Annotated in this window: 15 protein-coding genes; 13 read left to right on the top strand and 2 right to left on the bottom strand. The window is 70.5% G+C overall.

Features of this window, described 5'->3' with window-relative positions; translation table 11 throughout:
• Window positions 1-10 precede the first annotated feature (10 nt).
• The 3 genes from lepA (at window position 11) to hemW (ending at window position 3,814) form a co-directional block, all read left to right on the top strand.
• On the top strand, window positions 11-1,861 hold the full coding sequence (gene lepA, locus BLW09_RS08670; RefSeq protein ID WP_089911158.1) for a translation elongation factor 4: 1,851 nt from the start codon (window positions 11-13) through the stop codon (window positions 1,859-1,861).
• 70 nt (window positions 1,862-1,931) lie between these two features.
• The gene (locus BLW09_RS08665) at window positions 1,932-2,579 is read left to right on the top strand and encodes a DUF1990 family protein (protein WP_089911155.1); all 648 of its coding nucleotides are present in this window, start codon (window positions 1,932-1,934) and stop codon (window positions 2,577-2,579) included.
• Window positions 2,579-3,814 carry a radical SAM family heme chaperone HemW gene (gene hemW, locus BLW09_RS08660; protein WP_089911154.1) on the top strand — a complete coding sequence of 412 codons (1,236 nt, stop codon included), beginning with the start codon at window positions 2,579-2,581 and terminating at the stop codon, window positions 3,812-3,814. The genes BLW09_RS08665 and hemW overlap by 1 nt, the downstream gene beginning before the upstream one ends.
• Before the next feature lie 26 nt (window positions 3,815-3,840).
• Here hemW and BLW09_RS08655 read toward each other — a convergent pair whose 3' ends face one another.
• Window positions 3,841-4,227 carry a DUF4870 domain-containing protein gene (locus BLW09_RS08655; protein WP_089911153.1) on the bottom strand — a complete coding sequence of 129 codons (387 nt, stop codon included), beginning with the start codon at window positions 4,225-4,227 and terminating at the stop codon, window positions 3,841-3,843.
• Between the two features lie 114 nt (window positions 4,228-4,341).
• The gene (locus BLW09_RS08650) at window positions 4,342-4,857 is read right to left on the bottom strand and encodes a DUF4870 domain-containing protein (RefSeq protein WP_089911151.1); all 516 of its coding nucleotides are present in this window, start codon (window positions 4,855-4,857) and stop codon (window positions 4,342-4,344) included.
• 160 nt (window positions 4,858-5,017) lie between these two features.
• Here BLW09_RS08650 and hrcA point away from each other — a divergent pair, with 160 nt between their 5' ends.
• The 10 genes from hrcA to BLW09_RS08600 all read left to right on the top strand — a co-directional run bounded on the left by hrcA (window position 5,018) and on the right by BLW09_RS08600 (window position 14,969).
• Window positions 5,018-6,040 (top strand): heat-inducible transcriptional repressor HrcA, encoded by a 1,023-nt coding sequence (gene hrcA / locus BLW09_RS08645; protein WP_089911149.1) that lies wholly within the window; start codon window positions 5,018-5,020, stop codon window positions 6,038-6,040.
• A gap of 57 nt (window positions 6,041-6,097) precedes the next feature.
• Window positions 6,098-7,213: a molecular chaperone DnaJ gene (gene dnaJ / locus BLW09_RS08640; protein ID WP_089911146.1), complete on the top strand. Its 1,116-nt coding sequence runs from the start codon at window positions 6,098-6,100 to the stop codon at window positions 7,211-7,213.
• Between the two features lie 6 nt (window positions 7,214-7,219).
• Window positions 7,220-7,948 carry a 16S rRNA (uracil(1498)-N(3))-methyltransferase gene (locus BLW09_RS08635; protein WP_089911143.1) on the top strand — a complete coding sequence of 243 codons (729 nt, stop codon included), beginning with the start codon at window positions 7,220-7,222 and terminating at the stop codon, window positions 7,946-7,948.
• 141 nt (window positions 7,949-8,089) lie between these two features.
• The gene (locus tag BLW09_RS08630) at window positions 8,090-8,458 is read left to right on the top strand and encodes a histidine triad nucleotide-binding protein (protein ID WP_089911142.1); all 369 of its coding nucleotides are present in this window, start codon (window positions 8,090-8,092) and stop codon (window positions 8,456-8,458) included.
• Complete coding sequence (locus BLW09_RS08625; RefSeq protein WP_089911139.1) at window positions 8,448-9,539, top strand: PhoH family protein; 1,092 nt, start codon at window positions 8,448-8,450, stop codon at window positions 9,537-9,539. Before BLW09_RS08630 ends, BLW09_RS08625 begins: the two co-directional genes overlap by 11 nt.
• A gap of 7 nt (window positions 9,540-9,546) precedes the next feature.
• Window positions 9,547-10,008 (top strand): rRNA maturation RNase YbeY, encoded by a 462-nt coding sequence (gene ybeY / locus BLW09_RS08620; protein ID WP_089911136.1) that lies wholly within the window; start codon window positions 9,547-9,549, stop codon window positions 10,006-10,008.
• 8 nt (window positions 10,009-10,016) lie between these two features.
• Window positions 10,017-11,438, top strand: coding sequence for a hemolysin family protein (locus BLW09_RS08615; RefSeq protein WP_089911133.1), 1,422 nt, complete (start codon window positions 10,017-10,019; stop codon window positions 11,436-11,438).
• On the top strand, window positions 11,435-12,328 hold the full coding sequence (gene era / locus BLW09_RS08610) for a GTPase Era (protein WP_089911129.1): 894 nt from the start codon (window positions 11,435-11,437) through the stop codon (window positions 12,326-12,328). Before BLW09_RS08615 ends, era begins: the two co-directional genes overlap by 4 nt.
• A gap of 89 nt (window positions 12,329-12,417) precedes the next feature.
• Complete coding sequence (locus BLW09_RS08605) at window positions 12,418-14,280, top strand: sensor histidine kinase (protein WP_089911127.1); 1,863 nt, start codon at window positions 12,418-12,420, stop codon at window positions 14,278-14,280.
• Window positions 14,277-14,969 (top strand): response regulator, encoded by a 693-nt coding sequence (locus BLW09_RS08600; RefSeq protein WP_089911123.1) that lies wholly within the window; start codon window positions 14,277-14,279, stop codon window positions 14,967-14,969. The genes BLW09_RS08605 and BLW09_RS08600 overlap by 4 nt, the downstream gene beginning before the upstream one ends.
• Window positions 14,970-15,038: the final 69 nt, after the last annotated feature.

Genomic DNA, 15,038 nt, shown 5'->3' with positions numbered 1-15,038 from the left:
TGGCCGGACGATGTCACCACGAGCTCTCCAGGCCCTCGAGCCCGCCGCGACCGACCCGGCCTCCATCCGCAACTTCTGCATCATCGCGCACATCGACCACGGCAAGTCGACCCTGGCCGACCGGATGCTGCAGATCACCGGCGTCGTCGCCGAGCGGGACATGCGCGCCCAGTACCTCGACCGCATGGACATCGAGCGCGAGCGCGGGATCACGATCAAGAGCCAGGCGGTCCGCATGCCGTGGCAGGTCGACGGCGACACCTTCGCGCTCAACATGATCGACACCCCCGGGCACGTCGACTTCACCTATGAGGTCTCGCGCTCCCTCGCCGCCTGCGAGGGCGCCATCCTGCTCGTGGACGCCGCTCAGGGCATCGAGGCGCAGACGCTCGCGAACCTGTACCTGGCGCTGGAGAACGACCTCACCATCGTCCCCGTGCTCAACAAGATCGACCTTCCCGCTGCCGACCCGGACAAGTACGCGCAGGAGCTCGCCAGCCTCATCGGCGGCCGGCCCGAGGATGTCCTCCGTGTGTCCGGCAAGACCGGCATGGGCGTCGAGGCGCTGCTCGACCGCGTCGTCGCCGAGATCCCGGCCCCGGTCGGCAACGCGGATGCTCCGGCGCGCGCCATGATCTTCGACTCCGTCTACGACAGCTACCGCGGCGTCGTGACCTATGTCCGCATGGTCGACGGCAAGCTGCAGCCGCGCGAGCGCATCCAGATGATGTCCACGCGCGCCACCCACGAGATCCTCGAGATCGGCGTCTCCGCCCCGGAGCCGACGCCGTCGAAGGGCCTGGGCGTCGGCGAGGTGGGCTACCTGATCACCGGCGTGAAGGACGTGCGCCAGTCGAAGGTGGGCGACACGATCACCACCGCGTCGAAGCCGGCCACCCAGGCGCTCCCCGGCTACACGGAGCCGAAGCCGATGGTGTTCTCGGGGCTGTACCCGATCGACGGCAGCGACTACCCGGAGCTCCGCGAGGCCCTCGACAAGCTGAAGCTGTCGGACGCCGCGCTCGTCTACGAGCCCGAGACCTCTGTCGCTCTCGGCTTCGGCTTCCGCTGCGGCTTCCTCGGGCTCCTGCACCTGGAGATCATCACCGAGCGGCTGTCGCGCGAGTTCGGCCTCGACCTCATCACGACCGCGCCGAGCGTGATCTACGAGGTGACGACCGAGGACAAGAAGACGGTCACCGTCACCAACCCGAGCGAGTTCCCCGGCGGCAAGATCGAGAAGGTCGAGGAGCCGGTCGTCAAGGCGGCCATCCTCGCCCCCAAGGACTACGTCGGCGTCATCATGGAGCTCTGCCAGAGCCGCCGCGGCTCGTTGCTCGGCATGGAGTACCTGGGCGAGGACCGCGTCGAGATCCGCTACACCATGCCGCTCGGCGAGATCGTCTTCGACTTCTTCGACCAGCTCAAGTCGAAGACCGCCGGCTACGCTTCCCTCGACTACGAGCCGTTCGGCGAGCAGGAATCCGACCTGGTCAAGGTCGACATCCTGCTGCAGGGCGAGACGGTGGATGCGTTCAGCGCCATCGTGCACCGCGACAAGGCGTACGCCTACGGCACGATGATGGCGTCCCGCCTGCGCGAGCTGATCCCGCGCCAGCAGTTCGAGGTCCCGATCCAGGCCGCCATCGGCGCGCGCATCATCGCGCGCGAGAACATCCGCGCGATGCGCAAGGACGTGCTGGCCAAGTGCTACGGCGGTGACATCACCCGCAAGCGCAAGCTCCTCGAGAAGCAGAAGGAGGGCAAGAAGCGCATGAAGATGGTCGGCCGCGTCGAGGTCCCCCAGGAGGCCTTCATCGCCGCGCTCTCCGGCGACACGGAGAAGAAGGACAAGAAGTAGGGCGTCCGCGTCCGCCGGCCTCGCGAACACCCGTTTCGCGAACCCGCTCGGCATAGCGGATGATGAATCTATGCGCCGCTCGACGTTCACCGACCAGCCCGTCACGTACGGGGCGGTCGGCGGCACCCAGGCGGCGGATCTGCTGTACTACCCGCCGAAGGGCTACAAGCCGCTGGAGCGCAGCGTCCGCCTCGGCAGCGGGGACGAGCGGTTCGAGACCGCCGCGACCGCTCTCATGGCGTGGGGCGTCCAGAAGGGCAGCGGCATCCAGGTGACGGATGTGCACGAGGGCACCGGCGTCCAGTACGAGGGCGTCGAGTTCGGCCCGGACGGCACCCCGGTCCGCATGCGTGAGAACCGGACGGAGGAGGACGTGTTCTCCGACGACGGGACCCCCTTCGTGCGCAACGGGATGACCGCCGTTCTCAAGATCCCCTTCGGCCCGTTCCGGGTGTCCGCACCGGTCCGCGTCGTCTACGTCGTCGACGAGCCCCACCGGCGCGGGTTCGCCTACGGGACGCTGCACGGGCATCCCGAGAGCGGCGAGGAGATGTTCCTGGTCGAGCAGCGCGACGACGGGACGGTCTGGTTCGTGCTCCGTGCGCTGTCGCGGCCGTCGAACGCCTTCTACCGCGTCGTCGCGCCGGTGCTGGCCATGGTGCAGCGCCGCTACACGGCGAAGTACCTGCGCGCGCTCCACCCCGTGCGGTCCGCCTGATGCCGAGCATCCTGCCGGTCGGCGACCCCGCGCCCGCCGACGGCCTGCTGTCCGCGAGCGCAGCCGACGGTGCGGGCGAACGCGACTTCGGCGTGTACCTGCACGTGCCCTTCTGCCGGGTGCGCTGCGGGTACTGCGACTTCAACACCTACACGGCGACCGAGCTGCGCGGCGTATCCCAGTCGGACTACGCCGGCCATGCCGTCCGCGAGGTCGGCTTCGCAGCGGAGGCCCTGCGGGCGAGCGGAGTGCCGGAGCGCCGGGTGTCGACCGTGTTCTTCGGCGGCGGCACGCCCACGCTGCTCCCGCCCGGCGATCTGGCGGCGATGCTCGGTGCGGTGCGCGACGCCTGGGGACTCGCCGACGGCGCCGAGGTCACGACGGAGGCGAATCCCGACTCGGTCGACGCGGACGATCTGCAGCGCCTCGCCGACGCCGGATTCACCCGGGTGTCGTTCGGGATGCAGTCCGCCGTGCCGCACGTGCTCGAGACGCTCGAGCGCACGCACGACCCCGCGCGCATCCCGCTCGTGGTCGGCTGGGCGCGCGAGGCGGGCCTGCAGGTGAGCCTCGACCTGATCTACGGGACGCCAGGGGAGTCGCTCGACGACTGGTCGCGCAGCCTCGACACCGCGCTGGCCTGCGAGCCGGACCACCTCTCGGCGTACGCCCTGATTGTCGAGCCGGGCACGAAGCTGGCGCGACAGATCCGGTCGGGCCAGGTGCCGGAGCCCGACGACGATCTCGAAGCGGACATGTACGAGCTGGCCGACCAGCGCCTGTCCGACGCCGGCTACGACTGGTACGAGGTCAGCAACTGGGCGACCGACGCCTCCCATCGGTCGCGGCACAACCTCGCGTACTGGCTCGGCCACGACTGGTGGGGTGTCGGACCGGGCGCGCACAGCCACGTCGGCGGCGTCCGCTGGTGGAACGTGAAGCACCCCGCCGCGTACGCGCAGCGCGTGCTCGCGGGGGAGTCGCCGGCCGCCGGGCGGGAGACCCTCGACGCAGAGACCAGGCGGGTCGAGCGGGTGCTGCTGCTCTCGCGCATCCGCGACGGACTGCGCACGGCCGAACTGGGCGACGCCGGGCGGCACGAGGTCCCCGGCTTGATCGCCGACGGCCTCGTCGACGGAAGAGCCGCCCTCCGCGGGTCGATCGTGCTGACCCTGCGGGGGCGGCTCCTGGCCGACGCCGTGGTGCGCCGGCTGCTGGCGGACGAGGCCGCCTGACGGTCGCGTACCGCCGATGGTCCGCTCTAGCTGACGAACCGGATGGCGAGCGGGTACGTGTAGTACTCGCCCTGGTTGGCCTTCACGGCGGCGATGATGCTGAACACGATGTTGAGCACCCAGGCCGCGATGATCACGAAGATGCCGATGACCACGATCGTCAGGAGGCCGCCGACGACGTAGGCGATGAAGATGGTGATCTGGAAGTTGAGTGCTGTGGCGGTGTGGGCGCGGACGAACGGTCCGCGGTCCTTCAGCACCAGGTAGCCGATGAGCGCGGGGATCCAGTTGAACAGGATCCCGCCGATCTGGACCAGTGTCGCCCACAGCTTCTCGTCGGCGGGGCTCAGCTGCTGCGCGCCGCCTCCGTAGGGCTGCTGGGGCGGCGGCGGCGGCGGGGGTGTCGCGGACATGGCGCGGTTCTCCTCAGAAACGGGGGATGGACGTGTTCGGCCCCCAGCCTAGGGCGCGCGGCGCGGGGCTGAAAAGGGCCTGAACGCGCCGATGCCCCGGCTGGGGGCCGTCCGTCACTTGATGAAGCGGAAGTTCACCGGGTAGCGGTAGGTCCCGCCGCTGTTCACGCGGACGAAACCGAGGATCGAGAACACCAGGTTGATGATGTACAGCGCCCACGGGATGAGCAGCCCGAAGAGCAGGTAGCCGATGCCGTAGGTGAAGCTGCCGATGATGATCCCGATGATCTGCGAGGCGACCCAGGCGATGATCCAGGTGATCTGCCAGTTGAGGGCCTCCTTGGCCTCCTGGTTGGTGAGCCGTCCGCGATCCTTGAACACGAGCCAGATGATCAGGGACGGGAGGATCCAGAGGATGCCGCCGAGGTGGGCGAACGCTGCCCACTGCTTGTCCTGCGCGGCGTCGAGCGGGGCGGCGGGGGCAGCGGCGTACGGCTGCTGCGCTCCGGCGGGCTGAGCGTACGGCTGCTGGGGCGGGATGTTGGAGGAGGGCTGCTGGGGCGGAACGCCGCCGGGCTGCTGCGGGGGCACGCCACCCGCGGGGTCGGTGGGCTGGTTCGGGTCGGTCATTCGGCGGAACCCTTTCGTGATCGGCTGCGACGGTGCGTCGAACCGGTGTGCATACGGTACTGCTGCCGTGTCACAGGCAGCAATCATCCTCGCCGCGTTTCGACGCGGTAGGATTGGCACTCAAGAACAGCGAGTGCTAATCGGTCGACGGGAGGCGGAGATGGTCTCGGAACGCAGCCTCGAAGTGTTGCGCGTCATCGTCCAGGACTACGTGGCGTCGCGCGAGCCGGTCGGCTCGAAGAGCATCGTCGAGCGCCACTCCTTCGGGGTGTCCGCCGCGACCATCCGCAACGACATGGCGCTGCTCGAGGAGGAGGAGCTCATCGCGGCTCCGCACACGTCCTCTGGACGCGTCCCCACCGACAAGGGCTACCGCCTCTTCGTCGACCATCTGGCGGAGATGCGGCCGCTCACGTCGGCGCAGCGCACGGCCATCGAGACGTTCCTCGGCCAGTCGGTCGACCTCGACGACGTGCTCTCCCGCACGGTCCGGCTGCTCTCGCAGCTGACCAACCAGGTCGCTCTCGTGCAGTACCCGTCGGTGGCGCGCTCGCGCATCCGTCACATCGAACTGGTGGCGCTCGCGCCCCACCGCCTGCTCAGCGTGCTCATCACCGACTCCGGCGCCGTCGAGCAGCGCGTGATCGAGCTCCCGGCCGACCTGAGCGACGAGGATGTGGCCGAGATCCGCGGGGCGATCAACGGCGCTGCGGCCGGCCTGACGCTGTCGGAGGCGGCCAACCGGCTGCGCGACCTGCCCGACGCGCTCACCGAGCGCACGCGCGCTCTCGTCGAGCCCGTCGCCGGCGCCCTGCTCGACCAGATCGCGGCCAATCGGCAGGAGAAGCTGGTGATGGCGGGCGCCGCGAACCTGGTGCGCACCGAGCTCGACTTCCCCGGCACCATCACCCCAGTGCTCGAGGCGATCGAGGAGCAGGTCGTCCTGCTCCGGCTGTTCGACGAGATGGCCACCGACCAGCACGGCGTCGCGGTCAGCATCGGCCGCGAGAACGCCGGTTTCGGGCTGACGGAAGCATCCGTGCTCTCCAGCGGTTACAGTGCGGCGGGATCGGATGTGGCCCGCGTCGGCCTCCTCGGTCCGCTCCGCATGGACTACTCGGGCAACATGGCCGCGGTCCGCGCGGTCGCCCGCTACCTCTCCCGGCTGCTCGGCGACCAGTAGGCCGCCGCCGCATCCGGCGATCACCACACGCGACGAAAGAAGAAGGAACAGCCCCACGTGGCCGACCACTACGAAGTCCTCGGCGTCGAGCGCGACGCCAGCCCCGACGAGATCAAGAAGGCGTACCGCCGGCTGGCGCGCGAGCTCCACCCGGACGTGAACCCCAGCGCCGAGGCGCAGGAGCGCTTCAAGCTCGTGACGCACGCCTACGACGTGCTCAGCGACCCGCAGCAGCGGCAGCAGTACGACCTGGGCGGCTCCGGCGGCTTCGGCGGCGGCGCCGGCGCGGGCGATTTCGCCGGGTTCAGCGACATCTTCGAGACGTTCTTCGGCGGGGGAGGCGGCGCCACGCGCGGTCCGCGTTCGCGCCGGGAGCGCGGACAGGACGCCCTGCTGCGCGTCGAGGTGGACCTCGACGAGGTCATCTTCGGCACGCACCGCGACCTGGAGGTCGACACGGCCGTCGTCTGCGAGACCTGCAACGGCTCCTGCTGCCAGCCGGGCACGCAGCCGGTGACGTGCGACATCTGCCACGGCACGGGCAGCATCCAGCGCTCGGTCCGATCGCTGCTCGGCAACGTGATGACCTCGAGCCCGTGCGGCACCTGCCGCGGGTACGGCACCGTCATCGCGACGCCCTGCGTCACCTGCCAGGGCCAGGGCCGCGTTCGCGCCCGTCGCACCGTTCCCGTCGACATCCCCGCGGGCGTCGACACCGGCCTCCGTCTCCAGATGCCCGGCAGCGGAGAGGCCGGCCCCGCCGGCGGCCCGAACGGCGACCTCTACCTCGAGATCAAGGTCAAGCACCACGACGTGTTCAGCCGCGACGGCGACGACCTGCTCTGCACGCTGGAGCTGTCGATGACGGATGCGATCCTCGGCACGACGGCGACCGTGAAGGCCCTGGACGGCGACATCCGCCTCGAGCTCAAGCCCGGCACGCAGTCCGCCGACATCGTCACGGTCAAGGACCGCGGGATCACGCACCTGCGCGGCACGGGCCGTGGCGACCTGCGCGTCGGCATCCAGGTCGTGACCCCGACGAAACTCGACCACAAGGAGAAGGACCTGATCAAGAAGTTCGCGGCCGTCCACAAGGGACCGGAGCCGTCGCTGGCCCGCTTCCAGCAGGGGCTGTTCGCGAAGCTGCGCGACCGGTTCCTGAACCTCTAGCCGGCGATGGCCTCCCTGTACCTGCGCGAGGATCTCGACGATGTCGAGGTCGGCGCCCGGCTGTCGCTCAGCGGTGCCGAGGCGAAGCACGCGGCGACGGTCAACCGCACGCGCCCGGGCGAGTCGGTGCTGATCGGCAACGGGCGGGGGCTCGTGGCCTCGGGCGAAGTGCTGGTGTCGACGAACACCGAGCTGACCATCGACGTCGACTCGGTGTCACGAGTCGAGCGCGCGACGCCGACGATCACGCTGGTGCAGGCGCTCGCCAAGGGCGACAGGGACGAGCTCGCGATCCAGGCCGCGACGGAGCTCGGTGTGGATGCGGTGGTGCCGTGGGCCGCATCCCGTTCGGTCTCGCGCTGGGAGGGCGCCAAGGTCGCGAAGGGCCGCGAGCGCTGGGCCGCGATCGTGCGGGAGGCGTCGAAGCAGTCCATCCGCGCCTGGACGCCCGAGGTGCGCGAGCTCGCGACCACGAAGCAGGTGGCCGCCCTGGCCGCGGACGCGCGCGTGCTCGTCCTGGAGCCGGACGCCGACGCTCCCTTGACGGGGGTCGAACCGGACGGGCGCGACCTCGTCCTCGTCGTCGGTCCCGAGGGCGGGATCGCGCCGCACGAGCTGGCCGCGTTCCGCGACGCGGGCGCCGAGCTCGTCCGCCTCGGCTCCACGGTGCTCCGCACCTCCACCGCGGGCCCCGCCGCCCTCGCGGTGCTCAACGCATCCCTCCGCCGCTGGTGACCCCCACCGTCGAGTCCGCGATCTTTGCACGCTCAGACCGCAGTTCGCGTGCAAAGTTTGCGGACTCGACGGTGGGCGGAGAGTCGACGGTGGGCGGACAGAGCTCGGTGGGGCGTCGGAGGGGGCGAATAGGATAGGGGTATGGCAGAGACGGAGCGTTCGATCTTCTCCCGCATCATCGCGGGCGAGATCCCGGCCGACGTGGTGTACGACTCGGAGCGCCTGATCGCGTTCCGCGACATCGCGCCGAAAGCCCCCGTGCACCTCCTCGTCGTGCCCAAGACGGAGCAGTACCGCGATGTCGTCGAGCTCGCGGCCGGCGACCCCGAGCTGCTGGCCGAACTGGTCGCGACGGCGAAGCGCCTCGCCGACGAGCACGGAGACGGCGACTTCCGCCTGATCTTCAACACGGGCGAGCGCGCGGGTCAGACCGTGTTCCACGTCCACGCACACGTACTGAGCGCCCCGGCCGGCAGCCCGGGCCTCGAGGAAGGAAGCCTTGCCCTCTAGCGAATCCACCGCCTCCGGAGCGACTCCGGGCGACGGCGCCGAGGTGCGCCTGAGCGTCGACGGCGTGCAGATGGTCCGCCTTCTCGGACCGCAGGATCGCCTGCTCACCACGCTGGAACGGCAGTACCCGCTCGTCAGCGTCCACGTGCGCGGCAACGAGATCGCACTGAGCGGCGACGCCGGGCAGGTGGCCGAGGCGCGCCGCCTCGTGGAGGAGCTGCTCCAGATGGTGCGCAACGGCCAGGACCTCTCCCCGGCCGAGGTGACGAGCTCGGCGCGGATGATCGGAACCGACCTCAACCTCAGCCCGTCCGACGTGCTCGGCCAGGCCATCCTGACCGCCCGCGGCAAGAGCATCCGGCCGAAGACGCTGGGTCAGAGCCAGTACGTCGACGCGATCGACCGCAACACGATCGTCTTCGGCATCGGCCCCGCCGGCACCGGGAAGACGTACCTGGCCATGGCGAAGGCCGTTCAGGCGCTGCAGCGCAAGGAGGTCAACCGGATCATCCTGACGCGCCCGGCCGTGGAGGCGGGGGAGCGCCTCGGCTACCTGCCGGGCACGCTGACCGACAAGATCGACCCGTACCTGCGCCCGCTCTACGACGCGCTCAACGAGATGATGGACCCGGAGCTCGTCCCGAAGCTGCTCGCGGCGGGGACGATCGAGGTCGCACCGCTCGCGTACATGCGCGGCCGCACCCTCAACGACTCGTTCATCGTTCTCGACGAGGCCCAGAACACCACGCCGGAGCAGATGAAGATGTTCCTGACCCGTCTGGGCTTCAACTCCAAGATGGTGGTCACGGGCGACATCACCCAGATCGACCTGCCGAACTCGGCGAGCGGCCTGCGCCTGGTGACGCGTGTGCTCAACGACATCGACGACATCCACTTCGCCCGCCTGACGAGCGAGGACGTCGTCCGGCACAGCCTGGTCGGGCGGATCGTCGACGCGTACACCGAGTACGACGCGCGCCAGCAGGCGCGCCACTACGAGCGCGAGCAGGCGGCCGAGTTCGCCAACCGCGCCGAACGCCGCTCCGGCGGACCCCGCGACCACCTCCCGAAGCGACGATAGGCCCGCAGTGAGCATCGAGATCAACAACGAGTCGACCATCGAGGTGGACGAGGCCGCCCTGCAGCGCCTCGCCGGCTACGCGTTCGACATCCTCCACGTCCACCCCGACGCAGAGCTCGCGATCGTGCTGGTCGACGAGGCCGCCATGGAGCAGCTGCACGTGCAGTGGATGGACGAGCCGGGCCCCACCGACGTGCTCAGCTTCCCGATGGACGAGCTGCGACCGGGAACCGAGGAGGAGCCGTCGCCGGCCGGCCTCCTCGGCGACGTCGTGCTGTGCCCGCAGGTCGCCCAGGTGCAGGCGGAGACCGCCGGGCACTCGCTGATGGACGAGCTGCTGCTGCTCACGACGCACGGCATCCTGCACCTGCTCGGCTTCGACCACGCGGAGCCGGCCGAGGAGCGCGAGATGTTCGCCATCCAGCGCGACATCCTCGTCGGCTTCGCGCGCTACGACCGACAGCGGTAGGGGGCGGGATGCTGCAGGCGCTGTTCTTCATCGTCGCGTTCCTGCTGGTGGCCTTCGGCGGCCTGATGGCCGCTGTCGACTCGGCTCTCGCGGTGCAGTCGCGCGCCGACATCGCCGACCTGGCCGAGACGTCGCGGGCGAAGAAGTCGCTGCGGGCGATCGCGGAGGACCCCGGCGCGTACTTCAACGCGATCAGCTTCACGCGCATCATCGCCGAGACGACCGCCGCGGTGCTGGTCACCCTCGCCTTCGAGCAGATCTTCGAGCAGTGGTGGATCTCCCTGATCCTCGCAGCCCTGATCATGACGGCGGTGTCGTTCGTGCTCGTCGGCGTCAGCCCGCGCAGCGTCGGCCGGGCGAACTCCACGCTGCTGCTGCGCCTGACCGCGCCGATCGTCCGTTTCGTGCGCGTCGTGCTCGGCCCCATCCCGGGCGGCCTGGTGGCGCTCGGCAACCGCGTCACGCCGTCCCGCGCGCGCTCCGCGCCGGTGACGAGCGAGGAGCAGCTGCTCTCGATCGTCGACGAGGCGACCGAGTTCGACGTGCTCGAAGAGGATGACCGCGAGCTCATCCACTCGATCTTCGAGTTCAACGCGACGGTGGTGCGCGAGGTGATGATCCCGCGCACGGACATGGTCACGGTGGACTCGACCGCCGGACTCGGCACCGCGATGGGGCTGTTCTTCAGCACCGGCGTCTCCCGGATGCCGGTGATCGACGGCGGCGACCCGGACGAGGTGGTCGGCATCCTCTACCTGCGGGACGCCGCAAAGCTGAGCTTCGAGCGCCCCCTCGGCGCCGACGAGCTCACCGTGCGCGACCTGGCGCGCCCGGCGCTGTTCGTGCCGGAGTCGCAGAAGGCCGACGCCCTGCTCGCCCAGATGCAGCGCGAGTCGAACCACCTGGCGATGGTCGTGGACGAGTACGGCGGCATCGCCGGACTGGTCACCCTCGAAGACCTCATCGAAGAGCTGGTCGGCGACATCTCCGACGAGTACGACCACGAGGTCGCACTGATCCAGGCGATCGGCGAGGGGCGCTACCGCATCGCGACGCGCCTGCCCATCGACGACCTCGCCGAGCTGTTCGACACCGAGATCGAGGAGGAGGACGTCGACAGCGTCGGCGGCCTCGTCACCAAGGCGCTCGGCCGGCTGCCCGAGGTCGGCTCGGCGGTCACGGTCCACGGGCTGCGCTTCACCGTCGACCGCATCGAGGGCAGGCACAAGCACGTCGCCACCGTGATCGTCGAGCGGGATGCCGCGCTCCTTCCCGCGGCGGACGACGAGACCGCAGGCTCCCGCGACGACGACCGCCGCGGTGGGCGCCACGACCGGCACGGCGACACGCGACACGGCGAGAACCGCCACGGCGACGCCGGCGATTCCCGCCGCAGCGACACACGACACACCCAGGAGAGCAGATCGTGACCGAGTACCACGCCGGATTCGTCTCGTTCGTCGGCCGCCCCAACGTGGGCAAGTCGACGCTGACCAACGCGCTCGTCGGCGAGAAGGTCGCCATCACGAGCTCGAAGCCGCAGACCACGCGACGCGCGATCCGCGGCATCGTCCACCAGAAGGACGGCCAGCTCATCCTGGTCGACACCCCGGGCATCCACCGGCCGCGGACGCTCCTGGGCGAGCGGCTGAACACGCTCGTGCAGTCGACCCTGGGCGACGTCGACGTGATCGGCTTCTGCGTCCCCGCCGACGAGAAGATCGGCCCGGGCGACCGGTTCATCAACGAGCAGCTGGATGCGTTCCCGCGCGCCAAGAAGGTCGCGATCGTGACCAAGGTGGATGCGGCGGGCAAGGCCCAGGTCGCCGAGCAGCTGCTCGCGGTGTCGGCGCTGCGCGAGTGGGAGGCGATCGTCCCCGTCTCCGCCGTCAGCCACATCCAGCTGGAGACGCTGACCTCCGAGCTGATGAAGCTGCTGCCGGAGTCGCCGGCGCCGCTGTATCCGGACGAGGCCATCACGGACGAGGGTCTCGAGGACCGCATCTCCGAGTACATCCGCGAGGCCGTGCTGGAGGGCGTCGAGGACGAGCTGCCGCACTCGCTCGCTGTCACCATCGACGACATCGTGGAGCGCGACGACAAAGACCTGGTCGAGGTCTACGCCAACCTCTTCGTGGAGCGCGACAGCCAGAAGGCGATCGTCATCGGCAAGGGCGGCAGCCGCATCCGCGACGTCGGGGCCGCCGCGCGGGTGCCCATCGAGAAGCTGCTCGGACGCCACGTGTTCCTGTCGATCCGGGTGAAGGTCGCGAAGGACTGGCAGCGCGACCCGAAGCAGCTGGGGCGGCTCGGGTTCTAGAGGCGGCTCGCCCGGGCCGCCGTACATCCCGAGGATGATTCCGGTGCACGGATGCGCGACCGCGCGGGCGCTGACCGTACGGTAGAAGCATGCCCGACCGCCGCCGACTGCTGAGCGCGCTCGCCCCGCACCGCTGGGTGCTGGAGCCCGCGCTGGCCGTCGTGCTGTTCGCGGCGTGGCTGCTGACCGGCCTGCCGTACGACCTCTCGGCGGGGCTCGCCCTCGTGTTCTACTGCGGCGCCGTTGCGCTGTCGCGCATCCTGCCCGGTGTCGCGCTCGGGCTGCTGTGGGTCGCCGTGCTGCTGGAGCTGACCGAGCAGGAGTCGCTGGATGGCGCCTTCCGCGTGATCTCGGCGGTCGCCGTGGTCGCCGCGCTGGTCGGTGCCGCTGCGCACGGCGGGCGGGTGCTCCGCTGGCTGGACTTCTCGTCCGCCATCCTGCTCGCCCCGGCGGTCGCGTACCTGTTCACGGTCCGCGGCGACCTGAAGTTCCCGCGGTTCGGACCGGTCATCGGCGGCTACTACACCAGCCAGGGCGTCGGGTTCCTGCTGATGAGCCTGCTGCTGGCGGTCATCTTCGTCGCCGCGTGGCTGCTCGGATTCCTGGTCGCACGACAGCGGGCGGCGAACGTGGTCGCCTCGGGCGCGCGCGGGCCCTCCGTCCTGGTCTGGCTGGCCTCCAACGGCGGCATCGAGTCCGCCGAGGACGATCCGACGCGGCCGGAGCTCGTGCGGCGCCTCACGCGCGCGCAGCTGACGACCGACGTCGCCGGTGCCATCGTCTTCGCCGTGTTCGCCCTGGTCGTCGCCGGCGGCGACCGTGCGGCCTTCCTGGTGACGATCGCCTTCGCCGTGGCGGTGGCGCTCCGGCGGATGTCGCCGGCCGTCGCGCTCTCCATCGCCTGGCTGGCCGCTGTCCTGCAGATGACCACCGGCCACAGCATCCTGGTCAGCAACCTCGGCGTGCTGATCGTGCTGTACGCCACCGCCGCGTACGGCGACCGGATCGTCCGCGCGGCGGGCCTCATCTCGGCCGGTATCGGAGCGCTGGTCGCCGCCCTGTACCTGACCGTGACGGCCGCCGTCGCCCAGGGGTACTACGACCTGCTCTCCAGCGCGATCGCCAGCGTCGCGCTGCAGTTCGCGTTCCTATTCGTGGTCAGCATCACCGTGCTCGGGCTGTCGTGGGTGCTCGGTCTGCTCATGCGCACGTGGCGCAACGCCCGCGTCGCGCGCCGCGCCAGGGCCGAGGCCGAGCTCGACCGCAACCGCGCGGTCGAGGACGTGGTGGTCGAGCAGGAGCGCACGCGCATCGCCCGCGACATGCACGACGTGGTCGCCCACTCGCTCGCGGTCGTCATCGCGCAGGCGGACGGAGCGCGCTACGCCCGGCGCACCGACCCGGAGGCAGTGGACGAGGCGCTGGCGACCATCGCATCCACCGCCCGGTCCGCGCTCGGGGACGTGCGGGTGCTGCTCGCGGAGCTGCGCCAGTCGCATCCCGCCGCTCGTGAACCGGGCGCGCACGACGGACCGCAGCCCACGTTGGCCGACCTCGACCAGACGGTCGAGCACATCCGCTCGGCGGGGCTCGACGTCGAACTGGAACGGCGGGGGAGCGTCGCGACCCTCGGCTCGGCGCAGCAGCTCGCCGCGTTCCGCATCGTGCAGGAGGCGCTGACGAACGCCCTCCGCCACGGCGACACCAGCCGGCCGGCGAGTGTGCTGCTCGCCGAGTCGTCCGCCGACCGCAACCCCGGAATCGTCATCACCGTGAGGAACACCATGAGAGACACCGCCCTCGAACCGACCGCGACGGGCTCGCTGCCCCGGATCGGGCACGGACTGCCCGGGATGCGCGAGCGCGCCTCCCTCGCCGGAGGATCGCTCACCGCGGGGCCGATCGACGGGGAGTTCGTCGTCACCGCCTTCCTCCCAGGGGCGGCCGCGTGAGCGGCGCGACGCTCGAGGCGGCGCCCATCCGGGTGCTGCTGGTCGACGATCAGCCGCTCTTCCGCGCGGGCGTGCGGATGCTGCTCAGCTCGCAGGACGATCTGGAGTTCGCCGGCGAGGCGGGCAACGGGCAGGAGGGGGTGCGCCTGGCCGCGGAGACCCGTCCCGATGTGGTGCTGATGGACATCCGGATGCCGGTGATGGACGGCATCGCCGCGACCAGCGCGATCATCGCGGATGCGGAGCGCGCCGGCCGGTCGGCGCCCCGCATCGTGGTGCTGACGACGTTCGACCTCGACGAGGCGGCGGCGCGGGCGATCCGCGGAGGCGCGAGCGGGTTCGTGCTGAAGGATGCGGAGCCCGAGTTCCTGCTCGCCGCGATCCGGACCGTCCACGCGGGCAGCGCCGTGATCGCCGCGGGGGCGACGCGGGAGCTGTTCGAGTACTTCTCGTCCGCGCAGCCGGTGCGTCCCGAACCGCCGGAGTTCGCCTCCCTGACGTCACGGGAACGCGAGATCTTCGTTCTCGCCGCGCGCGGCCTGAGCAACGCCGAGATCGCCGGGTCGGAGTTCCTGAGCGAGGCGACGGTCAAGACGCACATCTCGCGCATCCTCGCGAAGCTCGGGCTGCGCGACCGCGTGCAGATGGTCGTCTACGCCTTCGAGCACGGGCTGACCGCGGCCGAATAGCCGGCTCCCGGCCGGGACGCCGCAGCGCGCGGGCGCGCCCGGGTGCCATCCCGCGTCATCCTCAGGGAG

Origin of the sequence: Leifsonia sp. 21MFCrub1.1, from assembly GCF_900107895.1 — a bacterium.
In the GTDB taxonomy this organism is placed as follows: domain Bacteria; phylum Actinomycetota; class Actinomycetes; order Actinomycetales; family Microbacteriaceae; genus Leifsonia; species Leifsonia soli.
Note: the sequence above shows the minus strand (reverse complement) of the source record. Positions and strands in the feature narration are given on the sequence as shown.

Coding starts and splice junctions, on each gene's coding strand:
- lepA (WP_089911158.1), top strand. CDS start 11: ATGTCACCACGAGCTCTCCAGGCCCTCGAGCCCGCCGCGACCGACCCG.
- BLW09_RS08665 (WP_089911155.1), top strand. CDS start 1,932: ATGCGCCGCTCGACGTTCACCGACCAGCCCGTCACGTACGGGGCGGTC.
- hemW (WP_089911154.1), top strand. CDS start 2,579: ATGCCGAGCATCCTGCCGGTCGGCGACCCCGCGCCCGCCGACGGCCTG.
- BLW09_RS08655 (WP_089911153.1), bottom strand. CDS start 4,227: ATGTCCGCGACACCCCCGCCGCCGCCGCCGCCCCAGCAGCCCTACGGA.
- BLW09_RS08650 (WP_089911151.1), bottom strand. CDS start 4,857: ATGACCGACCCGAACCAGCCCACCGACCCCGCGGGTGGCGTGCCCCCG.
- hrcA (WP_089911149.1), top strand. CDS start 5,018: ATGGTCTCGGAACGCAGCCTCGAAGTGTTGCGCGTCATCGTCCAGGAC.
- BLW09_RS08635 (WP_089911143.1), top strand. CDS start 7,220: ATGGCCTCCCTGTACCTGCGCGAGGATCTCGACGATGTCGAGGTCGGC.
- BLW09_RS08630 (WP_089911142.1), top strand. CDS start 8,090: ATGGCAGAGACGGAGCGTTCGATCTTCTCCCGCATCATCGCGGGCGAG.
- BLW09_RS08615 (WP_089911133.1), top strand. CDS start 10,017: ATGCTGCAGGCGCTGTTCTTCATCGTCGCGTTCCTGCTGGTGGCCTTC.
- BLW09_RS08605 (WP_089911127.1), top strand. CDS start 12,418: ATGCCCGACCGCCGCCGACTGCTGAGCGCGCTCGCCCCGCACCGCTGG.